This window comes from Pseudomonas sp. MEJ108 (assembly GCF_030208985.1).
Classification (GTDB): Bacteria; Pseudomonadota; Gammaproteobacteria; order Pseudomonadales; family Pseudomonadaceae; genus Aquipseudomonas; species Aquipseudomonas fragariae.
This window is the reverse complement of the sequence record NZ_JARVSW010000004.1, coordinates 378,477-398,086: the sequence shown is the minus strand read 5'-3', so window position 1 is coordinate 398,086 and position 19,610 is coordinate 378,477. Positions and strand designations below refer to the sequence as shown.

Here is a 19,610-nt window from a genome sequence, read left to right as displayed (position 1 = left end):
GTAAGTACGTACAAAAAGGTAAGTGTCATGAGCGAATCCGCCTCGCAATCAACTGCCCCGCGATCAAGCGTTACGCCGCAAGGCCTCCAGTCTGAAGCGGTCGAGACGCTATTGGCGCTGGTTCGTCAGGGCCAGGTGCTGGCCACTGACTGTCCTTCGCGGGTGGTGCTCAATCACGTCTGCAGCCGTTGGGGCGTGCTGGTGCTGGTGGTGCTGCGGGGTGGCATGCATCGCTTCAGTGAAGTACGCCGCAAGATTGGCGGGGTGAGCGAGAAAATGCTCGCGCAAACGCTCCAGCATCTGGAGCATGACGGTTTTGTCAGTCGCAAGTCGTTGCCCGTGGTGCCACCGCATGTGCAATATCGGCTCACCCCGATGGGCGAAGAGGTCGCCTTGCAGGTTGAAAGCCTCGTCACCTGGATCGAGACCAATCTGCCGCGCATCATGCAGGCTCGAGAAGCGTCAAACACACTGCAGACCACGCCCGAATGAACCTTTTCTGACAGAATTTTCATCCTGCGATTGTCGGCTTGATCGCCTGCAATCCGCCGCTTCTTGGTATGGTGCGCGCCGAAATCTTTATATACACGTTCAGTTGCGCCGTTTGCCCTTCACCGAGAAGCTGTAGAAATGCCCAATCCCATTCCCCTGAAAGACCACGAAAAAGAGACGCGGCTGGTCAATCAGCGTCTGATTGCCTGCGCAGTGCTGGTCGGCCTGCTGGCTGCCTGTCTGGTCGCACGCATGTATTTCCTGCAGGTTACCGAGTTCGACTATCACTCGACCATTTCCGAAAACAACCGTGTTCACGTACTGCCGATCCCGCCCGAGCGCGGTTTGATCTTTGACCGCAATGGCGAAGTGCTTGCCGACAATCGTCCCAGTTTCAACCTGACCCTGACCCGCGAACGCGCTGGCGACTGGCACAAGGTGATCGATGAGCTGATGACCCTGCTGGAATTGCCCGATGAAGACCGGATTCTGTTCGACAAGGAGCTTAAGCAGGTTCGTCACCCGTTCGAGCCGGCAACATTGCTCTATGAACTCACCGAAGAGCAGATCGCCATTCTGGCGGTCAATCAGTACCTGCTGCCGGGCGTGGACGTGGCGGCGCAGTTCGTTCGCCATTATCCGTTGGGCGCCCATTTCGCTCATTCAATCGGCTACGTCGGGCGTATCAACGAAAAGGAAGCGGCCCACCTCGACAACGAGTACCGCGGCACACAGTCGATCGGCAAGACCGGTGTCGAGCGCTTCTACGAGTCCGAGCTGCACGGCCACGTAGGTTATGAAGAAGTCGAAACCAATGCCCAGGGCCGCGTGCTGCGCGTGCTGAAACACACTGACCCGGTGCCCGGCAAGAACATCACCCTCACGCTGGACGCGCACTTGCAGGCTGCGGCGGAAAACGCGCTGGGTGATCGACGTGGTTCGGTGGTCGCACTGGACCCGGAAACCGGCGACGTGCTGGCGATGGTCAGCAAACCCAGCTTTGACCCCAACCTGTTCGTCACCGGCATCAGCTTCAAACAATACGCGGCGCTGCGTGATTCCATTGATCGGCCACTGTTCAACCGTGTGCTGCGTGGCCTGTATGCGCCGGGCTCGACGGTCAAGCCGGAAGTGGCGATTGCCGGTCTCGACAGCGGCGTGGTGACGGCCTCGACAAAGGTCTTCGACCCCGGCTATTTCCAGTTGCCGGACTTCGACCACAAATACCGTAACTGGAACCACAGTGGCGACGGCTGGGTGGACATGGACACGGCGATCATGCGTTCCAATGACACTTATTTCTACACCGTGGCGCACAAGCTCGGCATCGACCGCCTGCACGACTACATGACCATGTTCGGCATCGGCCAGAAGGTGTCGCTGGACATGTTCGAGGAGTCTGCAGGGCTGATGCCGTCCCGCGAATGGAAGCGGGCCACGCGTCGACAGGCATGGTTCCCTGGCGAAACGGTGATTCTCGGCATCGGCCAGGGCTACATGCAGGTCACGCCGTTGCAACTGGCCCAGGCCACGTCACTGATTGCCAGCAAGGGTGTCTGGCATCGACCGCACCTGGCGATGGAAGTCGGTGATACGGCGCCCGTTGACGAGCATCCGATGCCAAATATCGTGCTGCACGATCCCAACGAATGGAATCAGGTCAATACCGGCATGCAGATGGTTATGCACGACCCGCGCGGCATTGCGCGGGATGCCGCCAAGGGCGCTCAGTACCGCATCGCCGGCAAAAGCGGTACGGCGCAGGTAGTGGCGATCAAGCAGGGCGAGCGCTACAACCGTCTGAAGACTCTGGAGCGTAACCGTGACAACGCCTTGTTCGTGGGCTTTGCGCCAGCCGACCATCCCAAGATTGTCGTGTCGGTGACCATCGAGAACGGCGAGGCGGGTGGCCGGGTAGCGGGCCCGGTGGTGCGGGAGATTCTCGATGCCTGGCTGCTGGACAGCGAAGGCAAGCTCAAACCGGAGTACGCCACACCCGCCAAGGCACCGGGCAACCCGCACGCCTGATCAGCCTTTTAAAGCGCTGGCCGAGTGATCGAGCCCTGAACAGGGCTCAGGTTTTCTGAACTGTCGAGAATGCATCGGGTCGACCACAACAGGCGTGGCAGAGCGCTGCGCGCGTTTTACCGAATTCATTATCATTGCCTCGACAAGGAACCCCGCATGTCCAAGACCATTGCCGACCATCTCGCGCAAACCCTCGCAGCGGCAGGTGTTTCGCACATCTGGGGGGTGTCCGGTGACAGCCTCAACGGCCTGACCGACAGCCTGGAACGCGCCGATTCGATTCGCTGGATGCACACCCGTCATGAAGAAGTCGCAGCCTTTGCTGCCGGTGCCCAGGCCGCGTCCAGCGGCAAGCTGGCGGTCTGCGCCGGCAGCTGCGGGCCGGGCAACCTGCACCTGATCAACGGCCTGTATGACTGCCACCGCAACCGTGTACCGGTACTGGCAATTGCTGCGCATATTCCGTCCTCGGAAATCGGTCTGGATTACTTTCAGGAAACCCATCCGCAAGAGCTGTTCAAGGAGTGCAGCCACTTCGTCGAGCTGGTCAGCAACCCCGAGCAGTTCCCGCGTGTGCTGGAACGTGCCATGCGTGCCGCGATCAGCCAGAAAGGTGTGGCGGTGATTGTTTTGCCGGGCGACGTGGCGCTCAGCGACGCGCCGGATGTCGCGGCAAAATGGATCGAGGCTACAGCGCCCAAGGTCGTGCCTGCCGAAAACGACCTGCAGTCGATGGCCGACATGCTCAACGCTTCCAAAGCCGTCACGCTGCTGTGCGGTGCGGGTTGCGAGGGTGCCCACGAGCAGCTTCTGGCATTGGCGGATACGCTGGGCGCGCCAATCGTTCACGCATTGCGCGGCAAGCAGCACGTCGAGTACGACAACCCGTTCGACGTCGGCATGACCGGCCTGATCGGTTTCAGCTCCGGCTACCATGCCATGCTGTCCTGCGACACGCTGGTGATTCTGGGCAGCAGCTTTCCGTACCGGAATTTCTACCCTGAAAAAGCCGATATCATCCAGATAGACCTCGATCCGACTCAGATCGGTCGCCGTACGCCGGTGGCGCTGGGTCTGGTTGGTGGGGTACGGGAAACACTTGAAGCGCTTCAGCCAAAACTGAAGCCGCATACCGATCGCCGTTTCCTCGACAAGGCCCTCAAGCATTACGCCAAGGCCCGGGAAGAACTGGACGAGCTGGCCACTCCGACGCCAGATGGCGCGCCGATTCACCCGCAGTACCTCACTCGACTGGTCGACGAGCAGGCGGATGCCGATGCGATCTTTACCGTCGACGTCGGTACGCCGACGCTGTGGGCTGCGCGCTATCTGCACATGAACGGCAAGCGCAGTCTGCTCGGCTCGTTCAACCACGGCTCGATGGCCAATGCCTTGCCGCAAGCTCTGGGGGCCAAGGCTGAACACCCGGATCGTCAGGTCATCGCCCTGTGTGGCGACGGTGGCCTGTCGATGTTGCTGGGCGACCTGCTAAGCATTCGTCAGCTGAACCTGCCTATCAAGATGGTGGTGTTCAACAACAGCTCGCTGGGCTTTGTCGACATGGAAATGAAAGCCAGTGGTTATGTGCCGCACGGCACTGATCTGCATGAAACCAACTTCGCCGGTATTGCCTTGGGCGCAGGTATTCTGGGCCTGCGTGTCGAGAACGCCGAAGAGCTGCCCGCCGCCTTGCGCAAGGCGTTCGATCATCCCGGTCCAGTGCTGATCGACGTTGTCACCGCCAAGCAGGAGCTGGGCATTCCACCGAAAATCAAGCTGGCACAGGCCAGGGGCTTCAGTCTGTACATGATGCGCGCGATCATGAGCGGACGCGGCAGTGAAGTGCTGGAACTGGCGAAAACCAACCTGCGTTAATACATTATAAAAACGTATGGGATGAATAGAAAAAGTTGCAACTTCTATCCACCGAGATTGTCGTCGCTGTTACAGGTGATACGCTCGGTGTCTTTATATTTCCCTTCTCATCATGACCGCCCAAGGCGGTCATTTCTTTGTGGATCCAAACTTCGCTCACTCTGTGCTTATTGAGTTCGCTATTTGAACTAACAAATTCAAATAGTGGGTAAAGCTTCCCGGCAGACAGCCGAGACAGTGATACGGGAGCAAGACCGGCTACGGCAGGCTGATTACCGAACAGTCCCTGGCGACAAAAAAACGTCGACGCTACAGAACGTTACGCCCTGGATATTCTTTATAGAAAAGTCTGCATGTCATGAGGTCTGCAATGCTTAGAAATGCTCCTTTGAGTATGAAACTGCTGCTTATTTTAATATTCCCCCTATTGGGCTTCCTGGCCTTCGCAGGTCTGTTCGTTGCTGACAAAAGCGAAAATCTCGGTGATATGAGGCGCGCGGTGACAGCCACCGCGGTTGCACAGAAACTGAGTAACGTGGTCACCACCATTCAGCGTGAGCGCGGCGCCAGCGGCGTGTTTCTGGGCAGCGGCGGCAAGTCCATGCAGGATAAGCTGAAGGCCTTTCGTCAGGAAACCGACAAGGCGATAAGCGAGATGCGCACCCAGTCGACCGACGGTATTCCCAGCCCCGACAAAGTCTACCGCGCACTGGATGACCTGACCGCGCTGCGCCTCAAGATCGATACGCTGGGGATCAACAACACCGAGTCCTCTACGCGGTTCACCGACGTTATCAAAACACTCGTCGGGTTCTCCTATTCGCTGGAAGCGAGTATCGAAGATCCGGAAATACTGCGTGGCCTGAGTTCGCTCAACCAGTTCGTGGATATGAAGGAGCGTGCCGGTCGCGAGCGCGTACTGCTCGTTCAGGCGTTCAACCAGAACCGCTTTGATGCGCCACTGTTATCGCGCTTCAGTCGTAACCTCGGAGAGTTCTCCGGCTACCTCGAAGCCTTTCAACGCTGGTCCCCTGAAGTATTCAAGACCAAACTCAATGATGTCATGCAGCAGCCGGGCTCGCTGGAAGTGGCCCGCTTGCAACGTCTGGGCTTCGATACCCCGATGGGTGATCCGCTCAACGTCAAGCCGGAAGACTGGTTCAACCTTGCCACCGCACGTATCGACATGATGGCCAATGTAGAAGCAGAGCTTGGCCAGAACGTCGTCGGCCTGGCAACGGATGCGCGCAGCTCCGCTCAAAGCAGCCTGTACGTGGCGGTTGCCATCGTTGTCCTGATGCTGATCGTGGTGCTGTGGCTGGCGTCGGTGATCATCCGCAACATCAAGGTTGCGGTTGTCGATGTGAACCGCACGCTGATGGCACTTTCCACTCGCGACCTGACCGCGCGGACCCGCTATATCGGCAAGGATGAGTTTGGCGAGATCTCACGCAATCTTGACAACATGGCGCATCAGATCAGTGAGGTTATCAGCGAAATCGGCAGCGCCACGGCGCAGGTTGCCACCGCTGCCGAACAGTCTTCCGCAGTGGCGTTGCAAACCAATCAGAACGTGGCGCAACAACGCCAGGGTACCGATCAGGTCGCTACTGCCATCAGCGAGATGAGCGCCACGGTCAAGGATGTCGCGCGCAGCACCACCGACGCGGCCGAGATGTCGCAACGCGTCAACAGCAGCACCGTGCAGGGCAAGACCGAAATCGACAACACCATCGGCCTGATTCAGGAGCTCTCGGTGCAGGCTGAAGAGACTTCACGGATCATCGACGAGCTCAAGGGCGAGAGCAACTCGATTTCTTCGGTGCTCGATGTCATTCGTGGTGTCGCCGACCAGACCAACCTGCTGGCGCTCAACGCAGCCATCGAGGCTGCACGTGCCGGCGAGCAGGGGCGTGGTTTCGCGGTGGTGGCCGACGAAGTACGCAATCTGGCCAAGAAGACTCAGGACTCTACCGTCAGCATCCAGAAAATGATCGCCAACCTGCAGTCCGGCTCGGAACGCGCTGCCGCGTCGATGCAGGAAACCCTGGGCAAGGCGCAGGAGGGTGCCAGCAACGTCGTGCGCGCTGGCGAACTGCTGGAAGAAATCGCCGAAGGCATCGCGACCATCAGCGACCGCAACATCCAGGTCGCTTCGGCCGCTGAAGAACAAAGCCTGGTGGCCGAAGAGATCCACCGCAACGTCGACGACATCAACTCGCTGGTCATCCAGGTCAGTGCCGGTGCCGAGCAGACTGCCGTCACCAGTCGCGAACTCGCGCGTCTGGCGGAGCACCAGCAGGGGTTGGTCGGTCGCTTCAAGGTGAGCTGACAGCAAGCTGTTTGTGTATTGTGAAAAGGCCTGGAAGCGAAAGTTTTCAGGCCTTTTTGTTGGTCTGCGGATACTGTCGTGCCGCGGTCTCTGATCACCATCGATAGTCCGTCAGCCATGACCCTTCAGTCACCTTTTCACGTAACCCCACGTCCCGCTTACGATTATGTAGTGACTAAAAATAATCACTACATAATCGTTGACGCACTCCATTTGCCCTTGCATTATGCAGCTGTCTCCCTGATCGGGAGCGCTGCAAAAGGTGTGATGAACAGGCTCGGCAAGCCGTCGAGATGTTCCCGGATGTAGGCTGCCCACAAGGCAGATTGATGGAGCTGAACTGGCATTTGTCGTCGATAAGGGCGATAAGCTGGCGAAATGTCCTCATGATGCTTGTAACGGATCGATTGCCGATCCTGGGCCGGGTCTTTGGGTTTCGTGACTTCTTCTCTCTACGCTGATGCCGTTGTGTAGCGGCTCTTCATCAAGGCTACCTGCATGTCCTTGAGGGCTGGAACGGTATTCAACGCACACTCAATCGTGTTGCGTTGCTGAAGTTCTGGCGCATGAACTTGATGTATCAATTATTGAACAGTCTATGAGCGAAGGGGCATCAACATGAATATCAACACACAACCGACTATTGATGAACTGGCTCGTCTGTTTGCTGCGTGCAAAGACACGCTGGATAACCATATCGTCTGGGTGGCCGAGTCCGGTGAAGTGCGCGTCGACGCCATGTCGCCGTTCACGCAAGAGCACGAGTTTCGTGATGCGCACCCGCAACTGCGCGCATCCCTGAAGATGTTCCGTCGTGGCCAGGGTTATGTCGGCAAGAAAGCCGCTGCCGATCGTGCCTACATGGAGAACACGCTGCAGGCGTTGAAAGGTGAGTGGCAGAAGACTCGTCGGCAGGCGCATTCGCAGGTTGCCTGATCAGGTCATCGCATGTCTTGAAGCCTGTTTCCGACCGCGATCGGGAACAGGCTTTTTGGTTTTCGGCATCGAGAGGGCGAAGACCTTATCGGTTGTACAAAGTGATTTTGCTGGTATAGATTCCGGGAGTGAGTCAGTGCATCTGACTCGTCTCATTCCCAGCCTGCCATTGAAGTCGTGGCAGTGCCTATACAGAGGTTACCGATGCGTGCGCCACGATGGTTATGGTTGGTGATGTTGCTCAGCGCCGGGGCTTCGGCGGACTGGCGCGAGGCATTGCCCAATGCTCAGGTCGTCGGCGGCGGAGACCTTAGTCTGTTCGGCTTTCGTGTCTATACCGCCAGGTTGCTCAGCCCGGTCAAACCTTTCGTGGCAGACGCGCCACTGGCACTTGAACTGACTTACCATCGCGACATTGACCGAGAAGATCTGGTCGATGCCAGTATCGATGAGATCAAACGTATTTCCGGCTCGAAGGTGACCGAACAGCAACTGACTGAATGGCGTCAGCAGATGAACCAGTCATTTGTCGACGTCCAGCCCGGCATGAAGATTACCGGCGTCTACCTGCCTGGCCGCGAAGCGCGTTTTTATGTGGGCGACAAGCTCCAGCATGTGGTGCCCGACAGCCAGTTCGCCAAGGCTTTCTTTTCCATCTGGCTTGATCCGAAAACCCGTAACCCAGAACTTCGCGAGCAGTTGCTCGGCAGTACCGGCTCATGACCCATCAAGGAGGGCGCATGCTGAGAAAGTGGATGTTGATGCTGTGTGTGGGGCTTGTACTGAGCGGCTGCGGTGGTGTGCCGGTAACCCGTTACAGTCAGGAAGCGCCGAAGCTTGATCTGCGCCAGTACTTCACCGGACGTGTCGAAGCCTGGGGAATGTTTCAAAAACGCTCCGGTGAAGTCACCAAGCGTTTTACTGTGGTGATCGACGGGCACAGTGAAGGCGAAGTGCTGGTCATGCACGAAGCGTTCAGCTACAGCGATGGTACCAAACAGGTCCGGGAGTGGCGCTTGCGTCCCGATGGTCCGGGGCGCTGGAAGGGTACGGCTGGTGATGTGGTCGGCGAGGCCTATGGCGAAGTGTCAGGCAACAGCTTCCACTGGAACTATGTGCTCAGGTTACCGGTGGATGGCACCGAGTATGACGTGAGCCTGGATGACTGGATGTACCTGATCGACGAGAAGACCATGGCCAATCGTTCGTCGATGACCAAGCTGGGTGTCGAAGTCGGGCAGATCACTTTGTTCTTTCGCAAGGCCGGCAAATAAATAACGCCTCGTATGAGGCGTCATCCTTCAGGGCGGCGGTCAGCCGCCCGTCATATTCATGAAGCGCACCACCTGCACGCCATCGTCGTGGGTGAAGTTGTGGCTCCACGGCTTGAGCTGCATGGCGTCGATGATGGCTTTTTCGAGCTTTTCCGGCTGGCCGGGATTGGCGCGCAGTACCGCTTTCAAATCCACGGAATGCTCGTTGCCCAGGCACAGCAGCAAGCGACCTTCAACGGTCATGCGCACGCGGTTGCAGGTGCCGCAGAAGTTATGGCTGTGCGGGGAAATGAAGCCAATGCGAATTCCCGGTGCCTCGGCCAGACGCCAGTAGCGCGATGGCCCCTGAGTCGAGTCAGTGGAAGGCACCAGCGTGTAACGTTCGGCAATGCGTTCGCGCACCTGATCGCTGGAGTAGAAGGACTCGGCGCGGCTGTGTTCGCTGATGATGCCCAGCGGCATTTCTTCGATGAACGAGACGTCCAGGTTGCGATCGATGGCGAACGCCAGCAGGTCGTTGATCTCATCATCGTTGCGGCCGTGCATCACCACGCAGTTGAGCTTGGTGTGCACAAAACCGGCGGCGTTGGCGGCATCGATGCCGGCAATTACCTTGTGCAGATCGCCTGTGCGGGTCAGCTCGCGGAAACGCTGCGGATCAAGGCTGTCCAGGCTGATGTTCAGGCGCGTGACGCCGGCCTTGAACAGCGGTGCAGCCAGTTTGTCCAGCTGCGAACCGTTGGTGGTCATGCACAGTTCACGCAGGCCGGGCAGGGCGGCGATCTTTTCACAAAGCCCCACCACGCCTGCACGTACCAGCGGCTCACCACCGGTCAGACGAATCTTGCGCGTGCCCAGTGCCACGAAGCGCTCGGCCACCTGGAGGATCTCCTCCAGCGACAGAATCTGTTGCCGAGGCAGAAACGTCATCTCTTCGGCCATGCAGTACACGCAGCGAAAATCACAGCGGTCGGTGACCGACATGCGCAGATAATCGACTTTACGTGCAAAGCGGTCCATCAGGACGGGTTCTGACATTTCACCTTCTAAATAATCAAGTGGGGTGTATTACCGGATTTGGAGGCCAGTGCTTTACAAGGGTTCAGCCAAATTGCAGTGTGCCGATTTCAGGCCTGATCGCAGGCTGGCAATGTGCCCTGTACGGATTACAGAGTAGCTGCGCGCATCGCTGTTTGCATCGGCTGGATGACGCCACGCTAACCGAGTCGAAATGCCGCAGTCCAATTGCTTGTTCCAATACCCTCATCGACACGCTCTATGGCGCTTTGCCTTGATGGCCGATCAGTCAGGACTGGCGGCAGCACTGCGCTCGTAACGCTCCAGCAAAGGCTGGATACTGATGCCGTGTACCAGGATGCTCAGCGCGACAACCGACAGGGTCATGCCGATCACCACATGGCCGACGTCGTGTGCCAGACCATGTGACAAGGCGAAGCACAGGTAATAAAGACTGCCGATGCCACGAATGCCGAACCAGCCAACCAGTGCTTTTTGCCTGACGTTGAGCAGGCGACGACTCACCAGCAACCAGACGCTGGCAGGACGAATCACGCAAAACAGCGCAATGCCCAAGCCGATGGCGCGCCAGTCCCAGTACATCGCCAGCGCCGCGCCCAGCAGGGTGATCAGCAGGACTTCCATGGCGCGCTCCACCAGGCTGCCGAACGCCAGCATATCGCCCATCATCACGCCGGCAGCCAGTTGCGAATCGCTCATGTCGTCGACCTGCGCGACCGTGCCCTGTTCGAGGGATGACGTCATATGCCCGAGGACTGGCTGCGCGACGTGCTCGGACGGCAGCTCTGAACGCGTGACACGTACCTCGGCCTGACGCAGCCCGAACCCGGCGGCAAATACCGAAAGAAAGCCAAAGGCCCCGACGCTTTGCGCGACTACGTAAGCCAGGGCGATCAATGCCAGCGCCAGAAAATCATTGGGCGAGGTGGTGCTGTCGGCGTTCTTGATGCGCAGAAAGATCATCAGATGACCGACCCCGCGGCCCATGCCGTAGCCAATCAACAAACCGGCCGGCACCGCCCAGATCAGGTCCTTGATCAGCCATCCCTGGACCCAGTCGCTCATCGCGCCCCCGGAACTCAGGTACAGCAAGGCAAAGATCACGAATGGAAACGCGGTTCCGTCGTTGAGGCCCGCTTCGCCGGACAGGCCGAAGCGCAGGCGGTCCTGATCCTGGGCGTTGTTGACCTGGACCATACCGGCCAGCACCGGGTCGGTCGGCGACAGCATTGCGCCGAGCAACAACGACACGCCCCAGTCCAGGCCGATGATGTAGTGCCCTGCGACAGTCACGCCAGCAATGGTCGCCAGCATCACCGGCCCGGCCAGCCAATAGGCTGAGTGCCAGGCTTTGCCGCGCAAGGGCAGGCGCAACTTGATACCTGTACCGAACAGCGAAAACAGCACCGCCACTTCGGTCAGGCGTTCCAGCCACTCGTAGGATTTCTCGAAATCCAGATCGACGATATCCAGGCCCATCGGGCCGATGCCGAAGCCGAATCCCAGGCACACGGCCGATGTGGTCACTGGCATCCAGCGCAGGTAAGAGGAAGTGAGCGCCAATAGCATCAACAGCACGCCAAGCACGCCCATGCAGACAATAAAACTCATAGAGAAAGAACCACCGTCAAAATGCGCCCGAAGAAGGGGGCGTAACGGTGGGACTCCCGTGCACGGTAATAAGTTGAAATAATTTGCCGGATGGCAATCAGCGTGCGTCTTTTACGCACGGCGATGCCTTTCGGTGCCGCCGCCGAGGCCTAGCGCTCGATACTGCGGCTCCAGCGTGCGTTCCACTCGGGACGGATCTGATTGACCTGATCCCAGTCGATGGTCACCGCCGTTTCCAGATACTTCTCCATGGCCTCGACCTGACTGCGTGTCTTGTCAGTGGTCGGGGTTTTCGGGTTCGACGGGATCTGGTCACCGAACTCCAGCGCAGGCGCCTGTGCTTCCGGCGTCAGCAGATAAGCGGCCAGCTTCTGCGCCAGCTCCGGCTGGTTGTTGTTGGCTATCGCGCATTCAGCCACGTTCAACACCACGCCGCCTTCCTTGGGCGATGCGTATTCCACCGGTACGCCCTTGATCTTCAGCGCGGTGACCTGGGTCGGCGTCAGCGGGAACAGGGCAGCTTCGTCGGTCTGGACCATTTCCGAGATCTTCGCCGAGCTGGCGATGTATTCCAGCACGTTCGGGCCGATGGTTTTCGGCCAGGCCTTGAAGCCGGGTTCGACGTCTTTCTCGCTGCCGCCCTGGATACGGTTGAACATTAGAAAGCCATGCAGGCCGAAGGTCGAGGAGGCCAGTGACTGGAACACCACCTTGTCCTTGAAACGTTTGTCGGCAAGGTCCATCCACGAGGTGGGCGCGCTCCAGCCCTGTTCCTTGAACATCCGCGTGTTGTAGGCCAGGCCGGTCACACCCAGGCTGACGGCTGCTGCCTGTTCCTTGATTTTGGCCTTGGCAGGCAGGTCGGCCAGGCTGGTGCTGGGTTGCAGCGTGTCGCACAGGCCCATGGAGATGGCCCGGTACATGATGCCGTCGTCGAGAAAAATGACGTGCATCTGCGGGTTGTCCTTGCTCGCCTGAACCTTGGCGAGGATATCGGCCGACGTGCCAGGCACGATCACCACCTTGACGTTGTTGGCCTTCTCGAAAGCCGGCAGCACCTGATCGGCATACAGGCGCTCCATGGTCCCGCCGTTCATGCCCAGATACAGCGTGGTTTCGGCCAGCGCTGGCGTTGACAGGAGTGCGGCGGCCAGCGGCAGGCAGGACAGCCCGGCGAGGGCCAGACGTTTGGTGCTTTTCATAGTGACGACCTTCCTCTGTGCAATGGGATGACGTTGGTAACAGGTTCGATAGCAGGGGGTTGCAGGACGATTTGCTGAAAGCGGCCGATGGAAAAGGCATCGAGCGAGATCCGTGAGGCGCCGTCGCAGACCCATTCGGCCAGCGCTTCACCCGCTGCCGGGCCGATCTGAAAGCCCGCCCCGGCAAAACCGAAGCCATGCAGCAGGCCAGGCCGGTTCAGGCTCGGGCCCAGCACCGGCTCGCGATCCGGCAGATAGCCTTCGGTGCCACTCCAGGTGCGGATCGCCTGGGCGCCGGCGAGTGGCGGGTAGAGTTCGACGGCGTTGCGCAGGATATCCAGCACCGCCGCCTGTCCCGGTCTGGCGCGCGCCGGGTCGAGGGCAAAGCCTTGTCCGCCGCCCAGCACGCAATTGCCGCGTGCCACTTGCCGGGCATAAATGCCGCCGCCTTCGACACCGGTGCTGACATCCATGAACATCGGCAGCGGTTCGGTCACCAGCATTGCCGGGTACCCTGAATACATCGGCACCGGTTCGTTGAATTGTGCGGCCAGCGCTGCGGCCCACGCCCCGGCGCAGTTGAGCAGCCAGGTGGCACGCAGTGTCAGGCCGGTGGCGGTGGTGACGACGAAAACGTTGCCGTCGTGGCTGACGTCGCTGACCGGCGCCTGCTCGAACACCAGCGCGCCTGCCCGGCGTGCAGCGCGGGCGAAGGCCGGCGAGACCAGGCGTGGATTGGCGTGCCCGTCGTCGGCGCACAGCGATGCACCGACAGCGACATCGCCTGCCCAGGGATAGCGCGCGCGCAGTTGATCGCGATCAAGCAACTGCAAATCCAGGCCGAATCCCTGGCTGGCTTCGGCGTAGGCGCGCAAGGCATTCATGTCCTGTTCGCTGCGCGCCAGTTTGAGGTGGCCCGAGCGCTGATACTCGCCGTCGATGCCGATCAGCTCGCGCAGGTTGCCCCAGATCTGGTGCGCCCGCTGCGACAAGGGCAACTGCGACAATGGACGACCCTGACGCCGCACGCCGCCGTAATTGACGCCGCTGGAGTGCGACCCGCAAAAATCGCGTTCCAGCAAGGCGACCCGCTTGCCCTTCAGGGCCAGCGTCAAGGCTGCCGAGGCACCGACAATGCCGCCGCCGATGACAATTGCATCGGTTTCAATCAGTGTGCTCATGGTTGCGTCTCCACCGATTGCTTTTCCACGGGCTGCATCCCCAGACCAAAGGGCAGCGGCTTGATCGGCGCCTGGCCGCGCAGTCGGCCGACGTGCTCGACGGGCCGGCCGCTCTCGCGGGCGATGATCTCTGCCGCTGCCAGACCACACATCCGGCCCTGACAGCGACCCATACCGACCCGGCACATGGCCTTGACCCGATTGATCTCCCAATGACCATCCTGCACGGCACTGCGAATCTCGCCGGCAGAGACTTCTTCGCAGCGGCACACCAGCGTGTCATCCGCTACCTTGGCGACCCAGTCCTCAGGGAACGGAAACGCGGTTTCCAGCCCGTGGCGGAAGCGTTCGATGCGTCGCAAGGCAGTTTTAAGCGTGTCGATACGTGCGGTGTCTGCGACCACACCGATGTCTTGCAGCAGCCCGAGCGCGGCCAGTTCGCCGGCCATTTCCGCAGCGTCTGCTCCCATGATTCCCGCGCCGTCGCCCGCCAGATAGATACCTGACACGCTGCTGCGTCCACAGTCATCGCGGGTCGGCAGCCACGCCCGGTTGAGCGCGCTCCAGGCAAACTCACAGCCCAGCAGGTCGGCCAGTTGCGTCTCGCTGCGCAGCGCATGGGCAAAAGCGACCGCGTCACAGGCCAGGTGGCCCGATTTGCTATTACGTTGCCATTGAATGCCGTCTACACGTTTTTCCCCGTCGATGCGTGTCAACTGCGCACCTTGATGCACCGGAATACCGTGTGCGCTCAGCCACGCGCGGTAATACATGCCTTTGGCCAGCGTTGCCGGTTGGCCCAGCAGCGCCGGCAACGCCTTGCATTGCGCCGAAAACGGCGCGCTGTCGAGCACCGCCAGCACCTTCGCGCCCGCCTTGGCGTACTGATAGGCGACCAGGTAAAGCAACGGGCCAGTGCCACAAAACACCACGCGCTGACCGATCGCGCAGCCCTGGTATTTGAGCGCGATCTGCGCTGCGCCGAGGCTGTACACGCCTGGCAGGGTCCAGCCGGGCACCGGCAGAATGCGATCCGTGGCACCGGTGGCGACAATCAGGTGGCTGAAGTCGAGGGTGGCGGCGGTACCGTTTTGCAGGGTATCGAGTTGATGATCTTCGGCATTCCAGACCAGCGTCTGCGGCCGGTAGTCGATCTGCGCTGCCAGCGTGTCGAGTGCGTTGTGCACCGCGACTGCCTTGGCGCTTTCAAAGCCGTAGAGCGCCTTGGCCGAGCGCTGAAAGTTGTCCGGCTGGCGACGGTAGACCTGGCCGCCGCCGCGCAGCCCTTCATCGATCAGGCAGGCCTTGATGCCGTGGGCCAGTAGCGTCTGGGCGGCACGAATGCCGGCCGGTCCTGCGCCAACAATGGCAATGGCCTGACCGCTCATACGCAACGCCCCGGTTCACGAATCACCGCCTGACCGGCCTCCAGCAGTGTTGAACAGGCACGCACGCGCTGACCGTCACCCAGCCTTACCCAGCAGTCCTGACAGGCGCCCATCATGCAGAAACCGGCGCGAGGTTCGGCACTGAAATCACTGCCGCGCAAGTGTTCGCTGGCGGTCAGTACCGCGGTCAGCAAGGTGTCGCCCAACAAACCGCTGGCCGGTTGGCCGTCAAGGGTAAAGGGCAGAACCGGGCGGTCATGTTCGGTCAGTCGTTTCAGCAATGCCATAACGTCAAAGCTCCGGTTAGTGTTTGCCGACCAGCACGCGATCCAGCCCATAGACCCTGTCGAGCAGGATCATGGTGGCGGCGGTGAGGGCGATGACCAGTGCCGATACGGCGGCCATCATCGGGTCGATGGATTCGGTGGCGTAGACATACATGCGCACCGGCAGGGTCTGCGTCGCGGGCGAGGTGACGAAGATCGACAGCGTGACTTCATCGAAACTGTTGATGAACGCGAGTAACCAGCCGCCTGCCACGCCGGGCAGGATCATTGGCAGGGTGATCTGCCGAAACAGCGTGAAACGATCGGCCCCCAAGGACTCGGCGGCGTGCTCGGCGCTGCGGTCGATGCCGATTGCCGCTGCCAGTACCAGGCGCAGTACGTAAGGCGTGATGACCAGCACATGGGCAAAGATCAGCCAGGTGAAGCTGCCGTTCACGCCCATCAGCGCAAACAGACGCAGCATCGCCACCCCCAGTACCAGGTGCGGAATGATGATCGGCGAGAGAAACAGTGCGTTGAAAAAATTGCGGCCTGGGAATGTATGGCGAGTGATTGCCAGAGCGGCGGGTACCGCGATCAGGGTGGCCAGCGTCGCCGATACGAACGCCAGGATCAGGCTGTTGTAGAACGAATCGATAAAGTCGGCGCGCTCGAAGACGGCCTTGAACCAGCGCAGCGAGAAATGGGTGGTGGGCAGGCTCAGGGTGTTTTCCGGGGTGAACGCCACCAGGCACACCACCACCAGCGGGGCCATCATGAAGATCACCACCAGCGCATGAAACGACAGGGCCAACGGACCGTTCTTGGACATGGATCATTCCCCCAGAGTTTTTTTGTAACGGCCTTCGATCATGCGGTTCCAGGACAGCATGACCAGAAGGTTGACCAACAGCAGCGCCACGGCAAGGGTCGCGCCCATCGGCCAGTTCAACTCCGAGAGGTACTGGTCGTAGATCACCGTGGCGACCATCTTCAGACGTCGTCCGCCGAGCAGGCCGGGAATGGCGAACGAACTGGCGGCCAGGCCGAACACGATCAGCGAGCCGGACAGCACGCCGGGCATGACCTGCGGCAGCACGATCAGGCGCATGACTTTCGCCTGGCTGGCGCCCAGCGACAGCGCGGCCTGCTCGGCGGTGGGGTCGAGCTTTTGCAGCGAGGTCCAGACCGGAATGATCATGAACGGCAACATGACGTGGACTAGCGCAATGACCACGGCAAACGGGGTGTACAGCAGTTTCACCGGGCGACCGCCCATGAACTGGATGACCTGATTGATCAGACCGTCCGCGCCCAGCAGCAGGCTCCAGCCGAACGCCCGGACCACCACCGAGATCAGCAGCGGCGTGAGAATCAGGATCAGGAAGATCGAGCGCCACGGCGTGCCCATGCGGCTGAGGATGTAGGCTTCCGGCACGCCGATCAGCACGCACAGCAGGGTGACCAGCGCACTGATCCAGAAGGTGCGCAGGAAGATTTCATAGAAATACGAGTCGCTGACCACGGCCACATAGTTGGCCAGCGTGTAGCTGTCGCTTTTCACCCCGACCTGATAGTCGAACACGTTGAACGACAGCACCAGGGTCAGACCCAGCGGCAGCACCAGCAAGCCGATATACAACGCCAGCGCCGGAGCTGACAGCCAATAGCCGCGGCCGCCCTGACGCATTTCGCTCAGCAGGCTCATGCGCGCACCTCGTCGGCATCCAGCACGCGCAGCAACTCGTCGGGCCAGTCCATGTCGACCGCCGCGCCTTGTTCCAGCGGCGCCTGGCCGTCGTTGCGACGTACTACCGTCACTTCGCCAATGCCGGTCTCAATCCGATACAGCCACTGGCTGCCGAGAAAATAACGCGTGACGATGCGCCCGGACAGCCGTCCGCAGCCAGGCGCCACCAGATCGATCTTCTCGGGACGCAGGCTGAGGGTCAGGCTGCCATCGCCGGGCACCTGACGAATCTGCGGAATGCCGCTGCTGTCCAGATCACCCTGCAACATGTTGGCCTTGCCGACAAAACCCGAGATGAAGCGTGTGCGCGGGTGTTCGTAGAGCTTGTATGGCTCGTCGATCTGGGTGATACGACCGGCCTGCATCACCACCACCCGATCGCTGATCGACAGGGCTTCGGCCTGATCATGGGTGACCATCAGCGTGGTAATGCCGACTTCGTTCTGAATGCGGCGGATCTCGAACTGCATCTCTTCGCGCAGGTTGGCGTCCAGGTTGGACAGCGGCTCGTCGAGCAGCAGCACTGGCGGCTCGATTACCAGTGCGCGGGCCAATGCGACCCGCTGGCGCTGACCACCGGACAGCTCGCGCGGGTAGCGCTCGGCATGCTGACCGAGGCGCACCAGCTCCAGCACCCTTGTGACACGCGGGTGCAACTCGGCGGCAGGCACCTTGCGCATCCGCAGGCCGAACGCAACGTTGTCGGCCACGGTCATGTGCGGAAACAGCGCATAGCTTTGAAACACTACGCCGAGGCCTCGGCTGCTGGGTTTGGCGTGGGTGATGTCGCGCCCGTCGAGCACAATGCGCCCGTCACTGACTTCAACGAAACCGGCGATCATTTGCAGGGTAGTGGTTTTGCCGCAGCCGGAAGGGCCGAGCAGTGAAACGAATTCGCCCTTGTCGACGGCCAGGTTGGTGGCAACCACCGCGTCAATGGAGCCGTAGCGTTTGGAGAGACCTTCGAGCTGCAGAAATGCCATGCCTGCTTCCACCTTTGTGCATGCGCGCCGAAGCACGCGTTTGTCATGGGCAGATGCGAAATGAAGTCATGCAGTTCTGTGGACGTTGGCGCTCGCTCTGCGTCGGCTACCGATGATTGTTCAAATCGCCCCTGTGGACTGAGAGTAGGGCGAAGGCTAGGATGGGCTCAACAAGGAATTTCACTGAATAACATCTTTCTTTGAATTAATTCTTTTGGTGGAAATATAAAGAGATATTGTCATGAATAATTCCACTGATCGGAATAACGTGAATGCCGAGGTCGGAGTGGGAGCTGTTTCCCGGCTGTTCGCGGTACTGCGCTGTCTGGGCGATTGTGATGAAGGCGGTGAGCGGGTCACGCAACTCGCCCAGCGTGTCGGGCTGTCGCAACCCACCACACACCGCTTGCTGCGTAGCCTGATGGAGGAGGGAATGGTCGAGCAGGATCTGCTCAGCAAACGTTATCGGTTGAGCATCGAGTTCTTCGCCCTGGCCGCCAAGGCGGGTAATACCGGCAACCTGCGTGACGTGGTGCGCCCAAGCCTTTTGCGCCTGTCCGCCTCACTGGGTGACTCGCTGTTTCTGCTGGCACGCAGCGGTTTCGACGCGATATGCCTGGACCGCAGCGAAGGCCCGTACCCGATACGCACGTTCACCGGCGACATCGGCGGCCGTGTTGCCTTGGGCGTCGGGCAGGGCAGTCTGGCGATTCTCGCGTTTCTGCCCGAGGACGAGCGGGAAACGGTCATTGCCTACAACCTGCCACGGCTCAAGGATTTTCACCTGTACGACGAGGTGTTTCTGCGTTCGGAGGTGGAAAACGTGCGGCGCCTGGGCTACGCCGGGCGCAACACCGGTGCGCTTCCGGGCATGGCCGGGCTGGCAGTGCCGATCCTGGACCGCAGCGGTCGTGCGGTGGCTGCGCTCAGTGTGGCGACCATCTCCGACCGGCTGGGGCCGGATCGCCTGATGACCGTGGTCGAACTGCTCAAGCGCGAAGCCACGGCCATCAGTGCCAGAATCAACCCGTTCGACCCGTCGTTGCGGCGGCCCAGCCAGGTGTTCGGGCAGGTTGATTAGGCTGCATTCCTTTTCCGGCAGTTTTTTATCTTTTCTCGGGTATATTGCCGACCATCTCGGTTTTTAAAGAAAAAGTCTTGTGGGCCGATGTTGATTCCAAGGGGCCACACATACCTGATCCACAAGATCGGTCTACAGGGACGTGCCTGCAACTTTCGCGTATCCCGCGGATT

17 protein-coding genes are annotated in these 19,610 nt (G+C 60.1%); 8 read left to right on the top strand and 9 right to left on the bottom strand.

The window, feature by feature from the left end:
• Positions 1-27: 27 nt before the first annotated feature.
• From QRN50_RS02845 to QRN50_RS02815, 7 genes are all read left to right on the top strand, one after another.
• Complete coding sequence (locus QRN50_RS02845) at positions 28-492, top strand: winged helix-turn-helix transcriptional regulator (protein WP_024651508.1); 465 nt, start codon at positions 28-30, stop codon at positions 490-492.
• Between the two features lie 138 nt (positions 493-630).
• Entirely contained in the window at positions 631-2,520 is a 1,890-nt protein-coding gene (gene mrdA / locus QRN50_RS02840; RefSeq protein WP_011267586.1) for a penicillin-binding protein 2, read from the top strand.
• Positions 2,521-2,676: 156 nt separating this feature from the next.
• A complete protein-coding gene (gene poxB, locus QRN50_RS02835; protein WP_096126975.1) occupies positions 2,677-4,395 on the top strand; it encodes a ubiquinone-dependent pyruvate dehydrogenase in 1,719 nt (572 codons plus the stop codon).
• Between the two features lie 370 nt (positions 4,396-4,765).
• Positions 4,766-6,727 (top strand): methyl-accepting chemotaxis protein, encoded by a 1,962-nt coding sequence (locus QRN50_RS02830; protein WP_050586801.1) that lies wholly within the window; start codon positions 4,766-4,768, stop codon positions 6,725-6,727.
• A gap of 618 nt (positions 6,728-7,345) precedes the next feature.
• Entirely contained in the window at positions 7,346-7,663 is a 318-nt protein-coding gene (locus QRN50_RS02825; RefSeq protein WP_024639493.1) for a hypothetical protein, read from the top strand.
• 204 nt (positions 7,664-7,867) lie between these two features.
• Positions 7,868-8,386, top strand: coding sequence for a chalcone isomerase family protein (locus QRN50_RS02820; protein WP_032698425.1), 519 nt, complete (start codon positions 7,868-7,870; stop codon positions 8,384-8,386).
• A 17-nt stretch (positions 8,387-8,403) separates the two neighbouring features.
• A complete protein-coding gene (locus QRN50_RS02815) occupies positions 8,404-8,937 on the top strand; it encodes a DUF3833 domain-containing protein (protein ID WP_003407549.1) in 534 nt (177 codons plus the stop codon).
• A 39-nt stretch (positions 8,938-8,976) separates the two neighbouring features.
• On the opposite strand, the gene moaA is transcribed toward QRN50_RS02815, so the two are convergent.
• The 9 genes from moaA to QRN50_RS02770 form a co-directional block, all read right to left on the bottom strand.
• Entirely contained in the window at positions 8,977-9,975 is a 999-nt protein-coding gene (gene moaA, locus QRN50_RS02810; RefSeq protein ID WP_003317890.1) for a GTP 3',8-cyclase MoaA, read from the bottom strand.
• Positions 9,976-10,239: 264 nt separating this feature from the next.
• A complete protein-coding gene (locus tag QRN50_RS02805) occupies positions 10,240-11,586 on the bottom strand; it encodes a cation:proton antiporter (RefSeq protein ID WP_011267596.1) in 1,347 nt (448 codons plus the stop codon).
• Between the two features lie 149 nt (positions 11,587-11,735).
• Positions 11,736-12,788 carry an ABC transporter substrate-binding protein gene (locus tag QRN50_RS02800; RefSeq protein WP_011267597.1) on the bottom strand — a complete coding sequence of 351 codons (1,053 nt, stop codon included), beginning with the start codon at positions 12,786-12,788 and terminating at the stop codon, positions 11,736-11,738.
• The gene (locus tag QRN50_RS02795) at positions 12,785-13,969 is read right to left on the bottom strand and encodes an NAD(P)/FAD-dependent oxidoreductase (RefSeq protein ID WP_096126974.1); all 1,185 of its coding nucleotides are present in this window, start codon (positions 13,967-13,969) and stop codon (positions 12,785-12,787) included. Before QRN50_RS02795 ends, QRN50_RS02800 begins: the two co-directional genes overlap by 4 nt.
• Positions 13,966-15,357, bottom strand: a complete 1,392-nt coding sequence (locus tag QRN50_RS02790) for an FAD/NAD(P)-dependent oxidoreductase (RefSeq protein WP_096126973.1) — start codon at positions 15,355-15,357, stop codon at positions 13,966-13,968. Before QRN50_RS02790 ends, QRN50_RS02795 begins: the two co-directional genes overlap by 4 nt.
• Positions 15,354-15,644 (bottom strand): (2Fe-2S)-binding protein, encoded by a 291-nt coding sequence (locus tag QRN50_RS02785; RefSeq protein WP_003407557.1) that lies wholly within the window; start codon positions 15,642-15,644, stop codon positions 15,354-15,356. The genes QRN50_RS02790 and QRN50_RS02785 overlap by 4 nt, the downstream gene beginning before the upstream one ends.
• Positions 15,645-15,660: 16 nt before the next feature.
• Positions 15,661-16,455 (bottom strand): ABC transporter permease, encoded by a 795-nt coding sequence (locus tag QRN50_RS02780; RefSeq protein ID WP_003348289.1) that lies wholly within the window; start codon positions 16,453-16,455, stop codon positions 15,661-15,663.
• Positions 16,456-16,458: 3 nt separating this feature from the next.
• The gene (locus tag QRN50_RS02775) at positions 16,459-17,331 is read right to left on the bottom strand and encodes an ABC transporter permease (RefSeq protein WP_096126972.1); all 873 of its coding nucleotides are present in this window, start codon (positions 17,329-17,331) and stop codon (positions 16,459-16,461) included.
• On the bottom strand, positions 17,328-18,356 hold the full coding sequence (locus QRN50_RS02770; protein WP_096126971.1) for an ABC transporter ATP-binding protein: 1,029 nt from the start codon (positions 18,354-18,356) through the stop codon (positions 17,328-17,330). The genes QRN50_RS02775 and QRN50_RS02770 overlap by 4 nt, the downstream gene beginning before the upstream one ends.
• Positions 18,357-18,597: 241 nt before the next feature.
• Between QRN50_RS02770 and QRN50_RS02765 the strand changes: the two genes are divergently transcribed.
• A complete protein-coding gene (locus tag QRN50_RS02765; RefSeq protein WP_024641001.1) occupies positions 18,598-19,437 on the top strand; it encodes an IclR family transcriptional regulator in 840 nt (279 codons plus the stop codon).
• Positions 19,438-19,610 lie beyond the last annotated feature (173 nt).

Coding starts and splice junctions, on each gene's coding strand:
- QRN50_RS02845 (WP_024651508.1), top strand. CDS start 28: ATGAGCGAATCCGCCTCGCAATCAACTGCCCCGCGATCAAGCGTTACG.
- mrdA (WP_011267586.1), top strand. CDS start 631: ATGCCCAATCCCATTCCCCTGAAAGACCACGAAAAAGAGACGCGGCTG.
- poxB (WP_096126975.1), top strand. CDS start 2,677: ATGTCCAAGACCATTGCCGACCATCTCGCGCAAACCCTCGCAGCGGCA.
- QRN50_RS02830 (WP_050586801.1), top strand. CDS start 4,766: ATGCTTAGAAATGCTCCTTTGAGTATGAAACTGCTGCTTATTTTAATA.
- QRN50_RS02825 (WP_024639493.1), top strand. CDS start 7,346: ATGAATATCAACACACAACCGACTATTGATGAACTGGCTCGTCTGTTT.
- QRN50_RS02820 (WP_032698425.1), top strand. CDS start 7,868: ATGCGTGCGCCACGATGGTTATGGTTGGTGATGTTGCTCAGCGCCGGG.
- QRN50_RS02815 (WP_003407549.1), top strand. CDS start 8,404: ATGCTGAGAAAGTGGATGTTGATGCTGTGTGTGGGGCTTGTACTGAGC.
- moaA (WP_003317890.1), bottom strand. CDS start 9,975: ATGTCAGAACCCGTCCTGATGGACCGCTTTGCACGTAAAGTCGATTAT.
- QRN50_RS02805 (WP_011267596.1), bottom strand. CDS start 11,586: ATGAGTTTTATTGTCTGCATGGGCGTGCTTGGCGTGCTGTTGATGCTA.
- QRN50_RS02800 (WP_011267597.1), bottom strand. CDS start 12,788: ATGAAAAGCACCAAACGTCTGGCCCTCGCCGGGCTGTCCTGCCTGCCG.
- QRN50_RS02795 (WP_096126974.1), bottom strand. CDS start 13,969: ATGAGCACACTGATTGAAACCGATGCAATTGTCATCGGCGGCGGCATT.
- QRN50_RS02790 (WP_096126973.1), bottom strand. CDS start 15,357: ATGAGCGGTCAGGCCATTGCCATTGTTGGCGCAGGACCGGCCGGCATT.
- QRN50_RS02785 (WP_003407557.1), bottom strand. CDS start 15,644: ATGGCATTGCTGAAACGACTGACCGAACATGACCGCCCGGTTCTGCCC.
- QRN50_RS02780 (WP_003348289.1), bottom strand. CDS start 16,455: ATGTCCAAGAACGGTCCGTTGGCCCTGTCGTTTCATGCGCTGGTGGTG.
- QRN50_RS02775 (WP_096126972.1), bottom strand. CDS start 17,331: ATGAGCCTGCTGAGCGAAATGCGTCAGGGCGGCCGCGGCTATTGGCTG.
- QRN50_RS02770 (WP_096126971.1), bottom strand. CDS start 18,356: ATGGCATTTCTGCAGCTCGAAGGTCTCTCCAAACGCTACGGCTCCATT.
- QRN50_RS02765 (WP_024641001.1), top strand. CDS start 18,598: ATGAATAATTCCACTGATCGGAATAACGTGAATGCCGAGGTCGGAGTG.